We start from the raw sequence: 15307 nt of genomic DNA on the forward strand, positions 1-15307 counted from the left end.
CAGAACGACAAACGAACACTCAATGGCGACCACGGTCTGCCCATCGACAACACCCCACAGAACTCAGGGTGTTGCACTCACCACCTGAATTCGCCCGGCGCAGCGCGACTCGAATATGCGACTCGGTGCCCGACATCGACTTGGCATCGAGATCACCGGTCGCAGGACGGACTCGTCGGGGTAGCGCGGCAAGCAGAGAATCCAGCTGATTGACGCGAAGCAGGCCCTGGTGTAAAGCGCTGTCGAGCACGGCGATCAATTCATCGGGGGAGCATGTCGGGGCATGTTGCAGCACCGCATCTCGCAGCGACACCCGCCAGCGGTAGTCGCCATTCTCGGCAAACTGCTCGTGTAGATAAATTCGGCTCTCTGCCGGATCCAAGGGTGGCAGTCGGCTGGACGTGGGTGCGCAACTCACCACTAACGGTTCGATGTCATCTACCCATACGCCATAACTCACGAGCGCGGAGGCACCTCCGAGCCGCCCACCGAGCAACACGGCGCGTCTGGCTGCCTGTGGCGCCGAATCGTCAGCTACCCAATATCGGCGAGGCACCATCAACTTTCCTGATGCGACCGCGCGTTTGAGCGCCGAGGAGCCGTGGCCGAGTGCACGCAGGTCCGCCCTAAGCGCAACTCCCCCGAATCGACGCATGTCCGCCGCGATATTTCGGGTCATGCCAGCAAATATCTCGGCATTGGTCGGGCGGCGCAGAAGATTCGGTCGACTTTGGGGACAGGTCGGGTCGTGTGGGAACTGAGGAGGAAGAGAGCGGCGACGGTGGATGCCGCGGGGTGGAGCTCGAACCGCCGGACAGGATGCTGGGCCATGATCCTTACCGGATGTCCTGTTCCGGGGCTGGTTGTCGTCCTCCATCCTGTTGACGGGGCCGAGCTTGTTTGACGGGCCGAGGGACGGAGAAAAGACGGAGGACCAGCGCCGGGCTCTCGCTAGGAATCCGCAGCCTCGAATAGCAATCGGAGCGACCGGCGGTGTCGAATAGTCACTATGAACCGTCGTTTGATCGCCCTGGTTGCGGGGCTGGCGGTTGTCGGGTTGGCTGTTGCGGGGGTAATTGTGATCAACTCGTCAAGCACCGAGCCGTCCAGCACGGACTCGTCAAGTACCGAGCCGTCCAGCACAGAGCCGAAGCCATCGGGAACCACGACGACCGCGACAGGCCCCAGGGTCGCCTTCTACGGCGACTCCTACACCCTCGGCACCGGCGCCAGTTCGATGAAGAAACGCTGGTCGACAGTCATCTGTGCCGAGCGCAACTGGCGCGAATACAACCCGAGCACCAATGGACTCGGGTTCATCAACAACCGTGACGGTATCGACGAGCCAGGCCAGGTGATCGCATCGAAGCCCGACATCGTCTTCATCACGATGGGTCTCAACGACAACTTCTCCTACGATCGCGCAGCCGAAGCTATCCACAAGCAGATCGATGTCGACTTCGACAGGCTGAAAAAGGCCCTGCCCGATGCGCGCTTCATCGTGGTCGAACCGTTCTGGTACACCGACGATCGTCCGAAGTCGCTCGGTGTGATCTCCGGATGGGTGAAGGATGCCGCGGCCACCATCGGTGCGGACTACATCCCCGGCGCCTCGCACTGGATCGAGCACCACCCTGAGTGGATGGCATCCGATGGCCTGCACCCGAACGACAAGGGCTACGCGGAGATGACCAAGCGGATGAATGAGGAGCTCGCCAAACTCGGCCTGTGACCGCTTTTGCTGACTGCCCCTGTCGATAAATTCCTCGCAACTTATCACCGCCTCAGGCCGGGAGCTTCTTAACGACCTCGGCGGAAAGTGCGCCCTCCCGGCGAACGTAAACTGGGGGGGTGAGCCAGGAAGCCAAATCCATCGATGTCGCCCTGATCGGCGGTGGCATCATGAGTGCCACCCTCGGTGCATTGATCAAGCAGTTGCAACCCGACTGGTCGATCCAGATCTTCGAACGGCTCGGTGACACGGCGCTCGAGAGCTCGAACCCGTGGAACAACGCCGGTACGGGTCACTCCGCCCTCTGCGAATTGAACTACACACCCGAGAAGCCGGATGGATCGATAGAGATCTCGAGCGCTGTCAAGGTGAATGAGCAGTTCCAGCTGTCCCGCCAGTTCTGGACCTACCTGGTGGGCAAGCACCTGCTGCCCGATCCGCAGGCTTTCATCAATCCCGTGCCGCACATGAGCTTCGTGTGGGGCGCCGACAACGTGGCCTACCTGCGCAAGCGCCAGGAGGCATTGAAAGACCATCCACTCTTCTCCGGCATGGAGTTCAGCGAAGACCCGGCGGTCATCCGTTCCTGGGCTCCGGTGATGATTCCCGGGCGCAAGAAGTCGCAGCCGATCGCGGCGACGCGCATCGATGTCGGCACTGATGTCGACTTCGGCGCCCTCACCCACGGTCTGTTGCACTATCTGACCGAGAACGGTGCGGTGCTCAAGCTCGAGCAGCGCGTGACCGGTCTTCGACGCGAGAAGGACGGCCTGTGGCGGCTCGCGGTGCGCCACGAGGTCGGCGGAACGCCAGAGGCGGTACACGCCCGCTTCGTCTTTGTCGGGGCGGGCGGCGGTGCCCTCACGCTGCTGCAGAAGTCCGGTATCGCGGAGGCCAAGGGTTTCGGCGGTTTCCCGGTGAGCGGCGAGTTCCTGCGCACCGACAACCCGGATGTGGTGGCGCGCCATAAGGCAAAGGTCTACGGCAAGGCTGCCGTCGGGTCGCCGCCGATGTCGGTGCCGCACCTCGACACCCGCATCGTCGACGGTCAGGCCAGCCTCATGTTCGGGCCCTACGCCGGGTTCAACACCAAGTTCCTCAAGCATGGCTCGTGGTTCGACCTGTTCGCGACCATCCGTCCACACAATCTCGTGCCGATGCTGGCGGCGGGTGCATCCAATCTCGGCCTGGTCAAGTACCTCATTGGTCAGCTCATCGCGCGCAAGTCCACGAAATTCAAGGCGCTGCAGGAGTTCATGCCGACCGCCGATCCTAAAGACTGGTATCCGATCACAGCCGGACAGCGCGTTCAGGTGATCAAGAAGGATGCCAAGAAGGGTGGAGTGCTGCAGTTCGGCACCGAGGTCATCACCTCGGCCGACGGCAGTATTGCCGGCCTGCTCGGCGCTTCGCCCGGTGCCTCGACCGCCGTGCCGATCATGCTCGACGTGCTCGAACGTTGCTTCCCCGACCGCATCGCGGAGTGGACCCCGACCCTCAAGAAGATGGTTCCGACCTGGGGTAAGAAGCTCTCCGACGACCCGAAGCTGGCGAAGAAGACCCTCGACCTGACGATGAAGGCGCTCGAGATCGCCTGATTGCAGATGTGAGGCGGCTCACTTTACACGGACCGATGAATGGTGTTATCGTCGACCCCGCTATGTGGATATAAATCGCTTCCGTCCCGCGTCCGAGGTAATAGAGACGACGGCACCCAACGGTGGATCGTCGTGACGCAGTAGACAGAGGTCCCACAACTTTCGCGCACATCGTTGCGCCCGCGCACATTTTGCGCTTGCGCACATTTTGCGCTTCGGGGCTCTACTGCGCCATCCCGGCGGGAATCGCTCGATCTTCGAGGGGATGCCGTTGTGCCAGCACACGCCACAACACCGGTCACCGATTACTTCCGCATCGACGGCCTGACCCACAGCTACGGCGACCGTCGGGTGCTCACCGACCTCAGCGTCGTCATCGATCCCAGCCAGCGTCTCGGCCTCATCGGCGAGAACGGTGCGGGCAAGTCGACGCTGCTCCGCATCATGGCAGGGATGGAGACGCCGGATGCAGGCGACCTCTCCGGTCCCGGCCGTGTCGGGCTGCTCTGGCAGGAGGTGCGGTTTCGCCCGAGTGATACTCTCGACGCGCTCATCGAGGACGCCCTGGCCGAGGTGCGTGCAATCGAGTCGGAGCTCGAGGAGGCGGCATCCGCCCTCGGCTCCGATTCCCGGGCCGACCAGCGCTATGCGGCAGCGCTTGACGCAGCCGAACGCGCGGAGGTCTGGACCGTCGATTCGCGTCGCGACGAGATCCTGGCAGGGCTCGGTCTCGCCGATACCCCGTTGACGCGGCGGCTGGATGAGGTGTCCGGCGGCCAGCGTTCGCGGTTCGCGCTGGCGGCCCTGCTGCTCTCGCGTCCGACAGCCCTGCTGCTGGACGAGCCGACCAACCATCTCGACGATGCCGCAGCGGAATTCCTGGAGCGCCAGCTCATGCGGTGGAAAGGCCCCGTCGTCTTCGCGAGCCACGATCGGCAGTTTCTCGACGACGTGGCCACCTCCCTGCTCGACATCGATCCATCGAAGTCAGGCGCCAGGAGGTTCGGTGGCAGCCGTCCGACCGATTCGCGGGGCGTGTGTACCGACTACCTTGCCGAGAAGTCGGCGGAGCGCGCGCGGTGGGAGGCCCAGTTCGCTGAGGAGCAGGACGAGTTGAATCGCCTGAAGTTCTCCGTCGACGTCACCTCGCGGGAGATCAACCACAACCGTCCGATTAACGACAACAACAAGATGGGCTACGACAAGCGGGCTAACAAGGTGCAGCTCCAGATCAGCAGGAGAGTGCGCAACGCCCAGGGCCGGCTCGATGAACTGACCGAGACGCAGGTGCGCAAGCCGAACGCGCTGCTGAATTTTGCCGGCATCCCGCACGGCTCGCATGCGCTGGCTGACGGCATCCTCGTGCAGGCGAGCGAGGTGGTGGTGACCGCACGACTCGATGTGCCGAGCGTTGTCGTGCAGCCGCGGAGTCGGGTGTTGGTGACCGGCGAGAACGGTGCGGGCAAGTCGACGCTCCTGTCGGTGCTTGCCGGCACGCTGGCGCCAGACTCCGGGCGGGTGAACCGTCGCCGTGGGTTGCGCGTGCAGGTGCTGGAACAGGATGTGCGCATCGCCGATCCGTCGATGACTCCGCGGGCGGCCTACGAGAAGACGATGGGGGAGAGGCGGGCAGAAGCACTGCCACTGACTAGCCTCGGCCTGATCGCGCCGCGCGACCTCGACCGGCCGCTCGGTTCGCTCTCGATCGGCCAGCAGCGACGGTTCGCCCTCGCGGCGATAATCGCGAAACCACCCCACCTTTTCCTGCTCGACGAACCGACCAATCACCTGTCTCTGTCGCTGGCGACGGAGCTGGAGGATGCTCTCGGCAGCTATCCGGGAGCGGTGATCGTCGCAAGTCACGATCGTTGGCTGCGTCGGCGGTGGACGGGGGAGACCTGGGCGATGAGCGGCGGGCGGATGCTGCATCCGATCGTCCAGGGCGCCCAATGGCTCAGGGCGCCAACTGGCTCAGAGCGCCAAGTGATAGATGACTGAACGGCTCCTTGTCGCGACGGAATTGGTTGACAGACATTCGAAGATATGTTCTGCATATCTGCTTGAGTGCAGTTAGATTTCGTAGAGGTCGGTGAGGGTTGTGGGGTCGGTGTTGACGGCCTGTTGAAGGAGGCGGTAGAAAAGCATGCCGCGAGCTTTGGAGTCGCGTCGGTTGAAGCGGAAGGCGTATTCGTCGAGGTAGTAGGGCAGGTGCTCGACGGTGATGTGGTGGTGCAGGGTTCCCGCGATCCACCGTTTCAGCAGACTGGCGACGAGGTGCACACCGGGTAACTCGGCACTGATGTCGGACGAGTTGTAGCCAGTTGCATAGGTGTGGGCGTATCCGAGCGTGCCAAGCCGGCGAAGCATTCGCGCTCCATCGGTGCTTATCGTGGAGCCGGGAGCGATCGTGCGTTGGGCGAAGGCGACCAGCTCGAGAGAGCCGGGTGCGTAGTCGATGCCGAAGCGAACCCGACCGAGTTTGTGTGAGCCGATTCTTTCAACTGCGACCATGACCGGGACTTTCCCAGTCGATGCACCCCGTCGGCCGGTCGAGCGACCACCGACGAAAGTCTCGTCCAACTCGACGACGCCGGAGAGCAGTTCCCGTTCGGGTCGGACCATGGCCCGGCGAAGTTTTTGCATCCAGGCCCAGGCGGTCTCGTAGGAGCCGAACCCGAACTGGCGTTGTAATGCCAGGGCCGAAATCCCGGTCTTCTGCGAGGTGATGAACCACGCGGCCGCGAACCAGGTCGAGATCGGGGTGTGTGAGCGGTGGAAGATCGTGCCCGCGGTCGCCGAGGTCTTCTTACCGCAGGCCGCGCACATCCACGAACCCGATTTGATTCGCCACCCCTTCGCCGCCTGGCATCTCGGGCAGACGAAGCCCTCGGGCCAACGCAACCGCTCGAGATACGCAATGCAGGCTGAATCATGCGGGAACCACTCCCGAAACTCCTGAAACGTCCGCGGATAATCCACCCCACCAACAGGCTTTTCGCTCATCAAACAAATCTACTGCACTCAAGCAGATATGCAGAAGATATGTTCGACTGAAGACATGCGGTGGAGCGGGCAGGAACTCGGTGCGGAGGAGGCTTCCGCCCTGCCGGGACTGGCCAAGCTCTCCAATTTCGTGCGCACCGTGCAGACGCCGGAATTCGCCGGCATCACCTTCCACGAGGTGCTTGCCAAGAGCGCGCTCAACCATGTGCCTGGCGCTAGCGCACTGCCCTTCGGCTGGACGATCAACCCGTATCGAGGATGCAGTCATGCCTGTGTGTACTGCTTTGCCCGCAAAACCCACGAGTACCTCGACCTCGACTCCGGCAAGGATTTCGATAGCCAAATCATCGTCAAGGTGAATGTCGCCGAAGTGCTGGCGAAGGAACTCCACAAGTCGTCATGGGGCAGGCGCTCGGTGGCGCTCGGCACCAACACCGACCCATACCAGCGCGCGGAGGGGCGGTACCGGTTAATGCCCGGCATCATCGCCGCGCTCGCCAACTCCGGCACGCCGTTCAGCATCCTGACCAAGGGCACGCTGCTCCGGCGCGACCTGCCGCTGCTCGCCGAAGCGTCAAGGCTTGTGCCAGTGGACCTCGCCATGTCGATCGCGGTCTACGACGACGAGCTGCAGCAGTCCGTCGAGCCCGGAACGCCGTCGACGGCGGCACGACTGGCGACGGTCACGGCGGCGCGGGAACTCGGCCTTGAGTGCTCCGTCTTCATGATGCCGATCCTGCCGTACCTCACCGACACGCGTGACCACCTCGACAACGCCCTGGCCCAGATCAAGGATGCCGGAGCGAGTTCGGTGCTCTACACCGCACTGCACCTACGACCCGGCGTCAAAGAGTGGTTCATGCAGTGGATTGCAGAAACCCGACCGGAGCTGCTGCCTCGCTACCAGCAGATGTACGCGAAAGACGCGTCGGCGCCGAAAGACTATCGGCGCTGGTTGTCGGCCAAGATCAAGCCGCTGATTCGGGCGCACGGACTCGATCAGGGCCATGAAGATCCGGCCACCGGAGCCGTGCGCTCCAGCGCACTCGGGGGGCTGCGCGATGCCGACGGCAACCGCTCGCTTATCGCCGACGAACTGCCGACAGCATCCCTCGGTGGAAGGCAACCGACGCTCTTCTAGCTTGCCGAATAGCGAAATCGGGGCACAATTACCCCCGAAGTGGTCCCAAGATCAGCCATTTTCACCATTTCGCGGGGTACAAAATGCTCTGTTCGGATGTCATACTAAGCCTCTGTGTGGACCGGGGAGGGGAAGCCATGTCTCTCGGTCTACCTGCGCACCTGGCACCCCAGGCGGTCAGTCGATGGTTCGTACGCGGACTCCACGCCATCGGATTCACCACGATCATCGGCACCCTGCTCATCACCATCGCGTTCCAGGCCGCCGACACCGACGTCCGACTTTGGCCGGCGATGATCGCTCTAGGCCCCATGTTCGTCGCGCTCTGGCTGGCGGATCGCAGGCCAACGGCTTTCAATTCCGGTCTCTACCTCGCCGTCGGTGCGGCCTGCAGCTTCTGGTTTGCGGCGACCTTCTATTCTCTGCAGACACCACTCGTCGCCACCGATGCTTTTTCGGTCGCTCTTCTCAAAGTGGCACTGGTGATGGTCGGTGGCCCGCGGGGCGGCCTCGGCAGGCGCATCGCCTGGTGCGTGGCCGGTTATGCCGTGGCGGAAGCGTCGGTGGATGCCGCCATCCTGGTGACCGGGCATCCATTCGAGTTCGACGTCACCACACTGCTCGCCTTCCTCGTCACGATGGTGATCTTCCTGCTCAATGACCGGAGCAGACGACTGGCCCGCCGCAGCCAGCCGCAACTCCACCGCGCCGCGAGAGACGAAGAACTGGCATCGATGCGGTATCGCATCGAGGTGCGCGCCGCTGCCCTGCTGCACGACACCGTTCTCAGCCACCTCGCCGCGATCGCCAGCGCGACCGACGGCCCGCTGAATCCGGTACTCCGCGCCGAGATCGAACGCGACCTCGAGGTGCTGATCGGCGAGGAGTGGCTCGGCGACGAACTGCCGAAGGACGACGAAGATGCTCACCTGGACTGGCGTCAGAGCGGCCTCTTCGCCGCTATCCAGGAGTCACGCGCGCTCGGCCTTGAGGTCGAGGCGACCGGAGATCTCACCGTCATCTCCCGGCTCGACCGCGAGACCTCCTACTCGCTCGGCCTGGCGGTGAAGCAATGCCTCGTCAATGTGCTGAAGCATGCGGACACCAACCAGGCGGAGGTGGCGGTGTACGGGTCGGAGACGGAGATCTCGGTCATGGTCATCGACACGGGTCGCGGGTTCACTGAATCGGAGACAGGAGCGGATCGCCTCGGGCTGCGCCAGTCGGTGCGTCGCCGGATCGAGTCGGTCGGCGGAGCGGTGCAGGTCTGGTCGACGCCGGGGCGAGGAACCTCGATCATGATCCGGGTTCCCGCGCTCGGGGGTCACGCGAGTGTGCGAGGTGCGACATGAGCGTGAGGGAGCCGACTCGCCAGCAACTGGACCCGGCAGGAACAGCGGGCACGCGCACTCTCACCGGGACGCTTGCGCTCGGTGCCGTCGGTTACGCGCTGGTGATGACCATCGCGTTCCGGGGAGAGATATCCCAGCCGCTGCCTGCCGTCCTCGCGCTGGCTGTGCTCACGGCATCCTGCCTGCTGCTGTTCATGGCGGCGAGCGCTTATCGCGCGCCATTCACGCGAGCAACGCACTACGTCATCCACGCGGGGTTGTTGGCGGCGATCGGGCTGGAAGCTGCCGGACAGCGGACGTCGGATGCGATGATCACCAACGACTGGGGGCCGATCTGTCTCGGCGTGATCATCATCGCCCTCAGCCCCTACCGCCCGGCGAGAGAACTCGCCGCTGCGGGTGTCGTGTCGGCCATCCTGATCGGATTTCTCACCCTGCTGCGTGCTGAGCAGTTGGCGAGGCAAGCACCACCATTCGCCTTCGTTGCCGTCGCCGTAACCCCCATGCTCGCGCTCTGTTTCGGTGCCTCCGTTTTCTCCTCCGGGCTTGTCTATTCGATCCGCCGCTGGCAGCGACGTGCGGTGGTCGCCACCCGAAACCTCATGGCGGAACTCCGCAGCGGGATCGCTCGCTCGGTGCAGCAGAACCGGGTCACCATCCTCGACCGGGACGTGCTTCCGTTCTTCAGTGACCTGCTCGCTCGAAACGTCATCAGCGAAGAGGATCGTGTCCAGGCCCGCAGCATCGCCGATTCCATCCGCAGGGTGATGGTGGCCGAGTTCGACCGCAGCTGGTTGGAGAACCTGATCGAGCTCGCCGGGGGTGTCGGTGCCGACGCGGGAGCCGCCGCCACGGTGGTTGACGATCCGGACCGCGCCGCACCGGCCATGGGTAGTGATCAGCGCACGGCGGTGCGGGCGCTGCTGGTGGCCATGATCGACATCCCGAACTTCGACCGGCACGACCTCCGCATCCGGTTGTCCAAGGAGGGCACCGGATGCCGCGGCGAGATCGTCGCGAACCTCGATGTCGCCGATCACCTGCTCCGCTCCGCACTGGCTCCGTACTTCGCCGTCATGCGTGCGGTCTTCACCGACTTTCAGATCGATTCCGCCCAACCGACACTCACATTAAGGTTCTCCTATGAGCAGCAATAGTTCGAGCAGCACTGGTTCGGTCATCCGTTCCACTCGTCGAGTTCGTCTCGCGATCCTCGACGACCACGAGGTGCTCCTCGACAGCCTGAGCAGCTGGATCAGCGCGAATGCTCCCGACTTCGACCTCGTGCTCAGCGCGCACACCTGGCTGCAACTCGTGCACAGCGACAACTTTCCCACCGAGCTGGTCTTCATCGACTTCCAGTTGAAGGAGCCGGTGTCGATCGAAGCCAGGGTGCGCACCTGCCGGGCCGCCGGCGCGAAGGTCATCGTGCTGAGCAGTCTTGACACGCGTGAGGCCCGCGATCGCGCCCTCGATGCCGGAGCATCCGCATTCCTCAGCAAATCGATCCCGATGCGCGACGTGATGGACAGTGCTCGCGCGGTGATGGGAGTCGAGACCGATGAGGTGCTGCAGAAGGACTGGCGTCCGCTGCCTGTCGGAGCGGTGAACCAGTCGCGACCCAAACTCAGCCATGGTGAGGCTGAAGCGTTTAAACTGTATGTGTCCGGCTTCAGCACCACCGAGGTCGCACAGCAGATGAATGTTCAGTACGAAACCGCGAAGACCTACCTGCGTCGGGTGCGGGAGAAGTACGCCAAAGCCAATCGACCGGCGAGCAAGAAAGCGGAACTCATCCGCAGGGCTGCCGAGGACGGATACCTCCAGTAGTGGCAAAGCTCTACTTTCGCTACGGCGCCATGAACAGTGGCAAGAGCACAGCGATGCTCCAGGCCGCCTACAACTACGAGGAGCGAGGCCAGCAGGTGCTGCTCGCCAAGCCCAGCGTCGACACCAAGGGGGAGCGGGGCATCTTCTCGCGCCTCGGCGTCACTCGACCCGTCGACTTCCTCATCGCTCCGAACGAGGACATCTACTCGACCTTCGAGCGCGAGCGCGCACGCGTGCAGCGGGAGACCGGCGTCGACGTGAGTTGCCTGCTCATCGACGAGGCGCAGTTCCTCAGCGAGACCCAGGTAGACGACCTGCTGCGTATCGCGATCCTGGAGGGTGTTCCGGTTCTGGCCTACGGCATCCGCACCGATTTCCAGACTGTCGCTTTCCCCGGTAGCCGCCGCCTGCTGGAGATCGCCCACTCGCTCGAAGAATTGAAGACGATCTGTCGCTGCGGCCGCAAGGCCATCTTCAACCCGCGCAAGATCGACGGCGAGTTCGTCTTCGACGGCGACCAGGTGGCGATCGACACCGGTGAGGTGTCCTACGAGTCCCTCTGCGGTGCCTGCTATCTCGAAGAGAGCCACGGCCTGCTCGGCAGCGGTCGCCGTCGCGTGCTGGTCGAGCCCGCCGAGACTGTCTACAGCTCCGCCCCGGACGCCGACTTCACCTAAAGATAAGGTGATGAGTCACGTCTACCCCTCCCGGGTAGAATGGTAGACATGAGTTTGAACATCAAGAACCAACAAACCCACGATCTTGTTCGGGAACTTGCCATGTTGACTGGTGTGAGCCAGACCCAAGCCGTGGAAGAAGCCGTGCGAGCGCGGTTGGTGGAGTTGCGTCCCGAAGAGGCCGAGGCGAAAGCAGAGCGCATGTTGGCAATCGCGCGGCAGGTTTCTGCACGTCTGGGACCGCGGAGCGCGGTCGACCATGCCGAACTGCTCTATGACGAGAGCGGTCTGCCTCAGTGATCATCGACAGTTCAGCTCTCATTGCGATCGTGAGGACCGAGCCGGATGCCGCGACCCTGGCACTCGCCATCGCCGCAGCCCCACGCGCTCGCATATCATCGGCCAACTATCTTGAGGCGAGCATCGTGGTCGACCGTACGGGGGACCCGGTTGCGAGCCGCCAGTTGGACGAGCTGTTGCGGGAGGGTTCCGTGACCATCGAGCCATTCACGGCGGAGCAGGCCACTCTCGCCCGCCAGGCGTATCGCGATTTCGGCAAAGGCAGCGGGCATCCGGCCGGGCTGAATTTCGGTGACTGTTGTGCCTACGCTCTCGCGAAGGATCTCGGCGAACCCCTGCTCTACAAAGGCGACGACTTCGTCCACACCGACGTGCAAAGCGCTCTCGGTTAGCGGCGCGGAAGCGGTGGAAACACGACGGGCTGCGATTGCTTGAAGCCCGGCCAGTTGTCTGTGAGGCTCGACACAGCCCGAAATCAGGAATCGCTGAGAAAAGCGATGTGAAAGAAGCCCAACACCGTCTTAGAAGATCCTGTGCATCAGATCGGCATAGTGCGTACGGCGACCGAATCACGGAAAGCGCTTCAAAGGAGAGCATCATGTCAGACGCCCGCCCACGTCTTCTCCTCATCGAGGACGATCAGCAGCTGGGCCCGCTGATGCGCCAAATTCTTGACGAGTTATACGCGGTCACCCTTGTCGATGACGGTGCTCTCGGCGTTGAGGTGGCACTGAACGGCGCTTTCGAGGTGATGATCGTCGATCGTCGACTGCCCGGCCTCGACGGACTTGGGGTGATCGAGACTCTTCGCCGCAAGCGGATCACCACCCCTATGCTCATCCTCACCGCATTGGGAACCATCCAGGACAAGGTGCGGGGACTCGATGCCGGCGCCAACGACTACCTCGTCAAGCCTTTCGAATTCGATGAGCTGTTCGCGCGACTGCGCGCCATCCGTCGGGTCTATACGGGGGAGGGGCCATTCGTTCGAATTGGGCTATGGGAGTTCTACCCTGAGAGCCGCACGGTCTATTCGCCGTACGATGGGCGCACGATCCTCACGGAGCGGGAGAACGAGTTGCTGCGCCTCTTCGCCGAGAACCCGCATCGCACCTTCTCGCGAGAACAGATCCTGGGCGAGGTATTCGGCACGAGCGATCAACCCGGCACCGTGGATACCTACGTACATTATGTTCGCCGCAAGACTGACGCCGACCTCATCACTACTGTGCGCGGCCAAGGGTACCGATTGGGAGCACCATGACGAGAACGGACAATTCACTACGCGCGGATGACTCTGACCTTCGTGCGATTCGGCGGGCCTCCCGCGCGGTGGGGCTCCAGATCACCATTGCTTCCAGCGTCCTCGTTATCGCGGTGCTGATCGCCGCTTTCGCTTTCGTCTTCTCACACATCAAGCCAGGACGCCTGTTTTCCCCGGTGGGATCCCACGAGACGTCGATCGATGTCGGTGGCCTCGAAATTCTCGTTGGTGGCCTCGTGATCGGTACTATCGCCATCATTCTCGCCGGCACGATGAGCTGGTTCGCTACGCGGCGGGCAGTGCGGCCACTCGGCGACGCCCTCAGGCTCCAGCGAGCGTTCGTCGCGGATGCTAGCCACGAACTCCGCACCCCACTCACTGTTCTCGATGCGCGGCTGCAGTTGCTTCAGCGGGGACTGGCTGACGATGATCCGTCCACCGTCACCGTGAACGAGCTACGCGGTGACACCAAAACACTGATCGGTATCGTGAACGATTTACTCGCGCTTGCCGAGGTCGATCGGCCGCCGGCGAGCAGTGAGCCGATAGTGGTCGCGCCCGTCGTGCAACGTGCCGTCGACTCCATGAGGATACTGGCCTTGGAGCGGTCCGTCTTCATCAGGCTCGAGGCCGAGGAACAGGTAGCAACGGTCGTTCCTGCCGCAAGTCTTCATCGATGCGTCGTGGCCCTGTTGGACAACGCACTCGATTTCTCGCCGCCCGAATCGACGATCGAGATCTCGGTCGAGGAGTTAAAGAGTTCCGTGATCGTCAGGGTGCGTGATCACGGTCCGGGAATCACCGGCATCGAGCCGACCCGCATTTTCGATCGCTTCGCGCGCTCAGGCGATGCCGTAGGTGGCGGAGGTACCTCGCGCACGGGTTTTGGAATCGGACTGTCTCTCGTGCGCGACACGGTCGAACGATTCGGCGGCTTGGCGACGGTGTTCGCAACATCCCCTGCCGGCACAACTATCCAGCTCCTCATCCCCTCGATTCGAGAACCTCAGCCCCAGTCAAGCTCGCAGCCCCAGTCCCCTCGGTCGCGTTAGGGTTTCGCTCTTCGTAGGAGAGTGATGCCCTCGCCCTGAAAACGAATCGTGTAGCCGGACTGCTCGGCCGCCTTCAGCCGCCTCAGCTCGGCGGAGCGCGTCACCACGAAGTGACGCGTCGAATCGGGATCGACGATGATCCAATCGGGATTGACTACGGCGAGCGGCCGCAACCCAAATAGGGTCACTGTCGCGCGAGAGGTGAGGTGCGGCACCAGGTTGTCGGAGGCCGACACGGTGGCCCCGTTGGGGATCATGGCAAGTGCAGCCTCAATCGAAGCCGCCTGTGGGTTGGCAGTCCACAATTGAGTGCTGCCCAGCTCGCCCAGTCGGTGCGAGGGAACTGCACCGACCGTCACCGCCAATGCGATCGCGAGTACGACGGGCATGGCCCACCGAACGCGGGGGTAGCGCTGGCGGAAGCGAGCGAGGCCGTCGATCATCGCAGCTACCACAATGGGCATGAGGATGGCGCTGTAGTGAAAGTCCGTTCCCCAATAGTTGGGATCGTCGCTGGCGAATCTCCAGAGCAGCGTCGGCAGCGCTGCGAGGGCAATCGGCGACAAAAGCGCAGCGAAGCCCGTGATCGCGAAGGTCAGCGCAAGGGTGCCGATTTTTTCGCCCGCGGAGCTGAAGAACACGGTGGGAAGGGGGTGCGCGGAAAGTTTGGCCCAGTAGGAGTATCCCCCGGCGCTATTCAGCAGCGGGAGCAATATTCCCACCTCGAGTGCCGTCGCAGCCACGCCGACAATGACCAGCGCGATGCCGAGTCGACGGGCGCCGCGGAGGAATAGAAGTACGCCGATGACCGCAACCACGGTGACGCCGAGATCTTCCTTGACGAGCACCAGCGGCAGGGCAAATGCTGCCGCCGAGCGCAACCGTCCCAGGCCTAGTGAGCACAGAGCGAACGAAATGAGCGGTACAGCGAAGGCGACCTCGTGAAAATCGAAACCCGCGGCGGATCCGATCCCAAACGAGAGGCCGTAGATCATTCCCACAGCGACCGCGCCGCGGCGCCCCAGGGAGCGTTGCGCCCACGCGACCAAGGGCCACGCACTCACGGCCAGCAACACGGACTGGGCAATCAGGAGCGTTATCGGACTGGGGAAGAGGCGGTAGAGCGGTGCAAGCGTGACAAGAATCGGGTGGAAATGATCTCCGAGAAGGTTATAGCCCGCCCCTTTCAAGGCGACAATGGGCGGCCGAAACGCAGCATAGTTGCGGATTGCCTGCTCGAAAATCCCCAGGTCCCATCCCGCTGAATGGTAGGTGACGTGGCGCCGGATTGCGAGCACCGAATACATGGCCGTCAGTACGACGACAAACGCGAGGGGTATCACGCGAACGTGAACCCG

General features: G+C 63.1%; 15 protein-coding genes. 12 read left to right on the top strand and 3 right to left on the bottom strand.

Annotated elements, in window-relative coordinates:
• Nucleotides 1-19: 19 nt before the first annotated feature.
• Nucleotides 20-382 carry a hypothetical protein gene (locus ABIB56_RS13075; RefSeq protein WP_354569656.1) on the bottom strand — a complete coding sequence of 121 codons (363 nt, stop codon included), beginning with the start codon at nt 380-382 and terminating at the stop codon, nt 20-22.
• A 627-nt stretch (nt 383-1009) separates the two neighbouring features.
• On the opposite strand from ABIB56_RS13075, the gene ABIB56_RS13080 reads away from it, so the two are divergent.
• The 3 genes from ABIB56_RS13080 to ABIB56_RS13090 all read left to right on the top strand — a co-directional run bounded on the left by ABIB56_RS13080 (nt 1010) and on the right by ABIB56_RS13090 (nt 5328).
• A complete protein-coding gene (locus tag ABIB56_RS13080) occupies nt 1010-1732 on the top strand; it encodes an SGNH/GDSL hydrolase family protein (RefSeq protein WP_354569657.1) in 723 nt (240 codons plus the stop codon).
• Between the two features lie 119 nt (nt 1733-1851).
• Nucleotides 1852-3330, top strand: a complete 1479-nt coding sequence (locus ABIB56_RS13085) for a malate:quinone oxidoreductase (protein WP_354569658.1) — start codon at nt 1852-1854, stop codon at nt 3328-3330.
• Nucleotides 3331-3603: 273 nt separating this feature from the next.
• Nucleotides 3604-5328, top strand: a complete 1725-nt coding sequence (locus ABIB56_RS13090) for an ABC-F family ATP-binding cassette domain-containing protein (protein WP_354569659.1) — start codon at nt 3604-3606, stop codon at nt 5326-5328.
• A gap of 72 nt (nt 5329-5400) precedes the next feature.
• Here the strand turns inward: ABIB56_RS13090 and ABIB56_RS13095 are convergent, their stop codons facing one another.
• Entirely contained in the window at nt 5401-6333 is a 933-nt protein-coding gene (locus tag ABIB56_RS13095; RefSeq protein WP_502917600.1) for an IS1595 family transposase, read from the bottom strand.
• Nucleotides 6334-6388: 55 nt separating this feature from the next.
• Here ABIB56_RS13095 and ABIB56_RS13100 point away from each other — a divergent pair, with 55 nt between their 5' ends.
• The 9 genes from ABIB56_RS13100 (at nt 6389) to ABIB56_RS13140 (ending at nt 13949) form a co-directional block, all read left to right on the top strand.
• The gene (locus tag ABIB56_RS13100; RefSeq protein WP_354569660.1) at nt 6389-7474 is read left to right on the top strand and encodes an Rv2578c family radical SAM protein; all 1086 of its coding nucleotides are present in this window, start codon (nt 6389-6391) and stop codon (nt 7472-7474) included.
• A gap of 137 nt (nt 7475-7611) precedes the next feature.
• Nucleotides 7612-8826: a sensor histidine kinase gene (locus ABIB56_RS13105; protein WP_354569661.1), complete on the top strand. Its 1215-nt coding sequence runs from the start codon at nt 7612-7614 to the stop codon at nt 8824-8826.
• Nucleotides 8823-9983 (top strand): hypothetical protein, encoded by a 1161-nt coding sequence (locus tag ABIB56_RS13110; protein WP_354569662.1) that lies wholly within the window; start codon nt 8823-8825, stop codon nt 9981-9983. Before ABIB56_RS13105 ends, ABIB56_RS13110 begins: the two co-directional genes overlap by 4 nt.
• Entirely contained in the window at nt 9970-10656 is a 687-nt protein-coding gene (locus tag ABIB56_RS13115; protein WP_354569663.1) for a DNA-binding response regulator, read from the top strand. Before ABIB56_RS13110 ends, ABIB56_RS13115 begins: the two co-directional genes overlap by 14 nt.
• Nucleotides 10656-11333 (top strand): thymidine kinase, encoded by a 678-nt coding sequence (locus ABIB56_RS13120; protein ID WP_354569664.1) that lies wholly within the window; start codon nt 10656-10658, stop codon nt 11331-11333. Before ABIB56_RS13115 ends, ABIB56_RS13120 begins: the two co-directional genes overlap by 1 nt.
• Before the next feature lie 48 nt (nt 11334-11381).
• The gene (locus tag ABIB56_RS13125; protein ID WP_354569665.1) at nt 11382-11633 is read left to right on the top strand and encodes a type II toxin-antitoxin system VapB family antitoxin; all 252 of its coding nucleotides are present in this window, start codon (nt 11382-11384) and stop codon (nt 11631-11633) included.
• Nucleotides 11630-12025 carry a type II toxin-antitoxin system VapC family toxin gene (locus ABIB56_RS13130; protein WP_354569666.1) on the top strand — a complete coding sequence of 132 codons (396 nt, stop codon included), beginning with the start codon at nt 11630-11632 and terminating at the stop codon, nt 12023-12025. The genes ABIB56_RS13125 and ABIB56_RS13130 overlap by 4 nt, the downstream gene beginning before the upstream one ends.
• A 206-nt stretch (nt 12026-12231) precedes the next feature.
• The gene (locus ABIB56_RS13135) at nt 12232-12897 is read left to right on the top strand and encodes a response regulator transcription factor (protein ID WP_354569667.1); all 666 of its coding nucleotides are present in this window, start codon (nt 12232-12234) and stop codon (nt 12895-12897) included.
• Nucleotides 12894-13949: a sensor histidine kinase gene (locus tag ABIB56_RS13140; RefSeq protein WP_354569668.1), complete on the top strand. Its 1056-nt coding sequence runs from the start codon at nt 12894-12896 to the stop codon at nt 13947-13949. The genes ABIB56_RS13135 and ABIB56_RS13140 overlap by 4 nt, the downstream gene beginning before the upstream one ends.
• Here the strand turns inward: ABIB56_RS13140 and ABIB56_RS13145 are convergent.
• Nucleotides 13946-15292: a DUF2079 domain-containing protein gene (locus ABIB56_RS13145; protein WP_354569669.1), complete on the bottom strand. Its 1347-nt coding sequence runs from the start codon at nt 15290-15292 to the stop codon at nt 13946-13948. The two genes, ABIB56_RS13140 and ABIB56_RS13145, sit on opposite strands and share 4 nt — an antisense overlap.
• Between the last annotated feature and the right edge of the window lie 15 nt (nt 15293-15307).

Origin of the sequence: Glaciihabitans sp. UYNi722, assembly GCF_040549465.1 — a bacterium.
GTDB lineage: Bacteria > Actinomycetota > Actinomycetes > Actinomycetales > Microbacteriaceae > Lacisediminihabitans.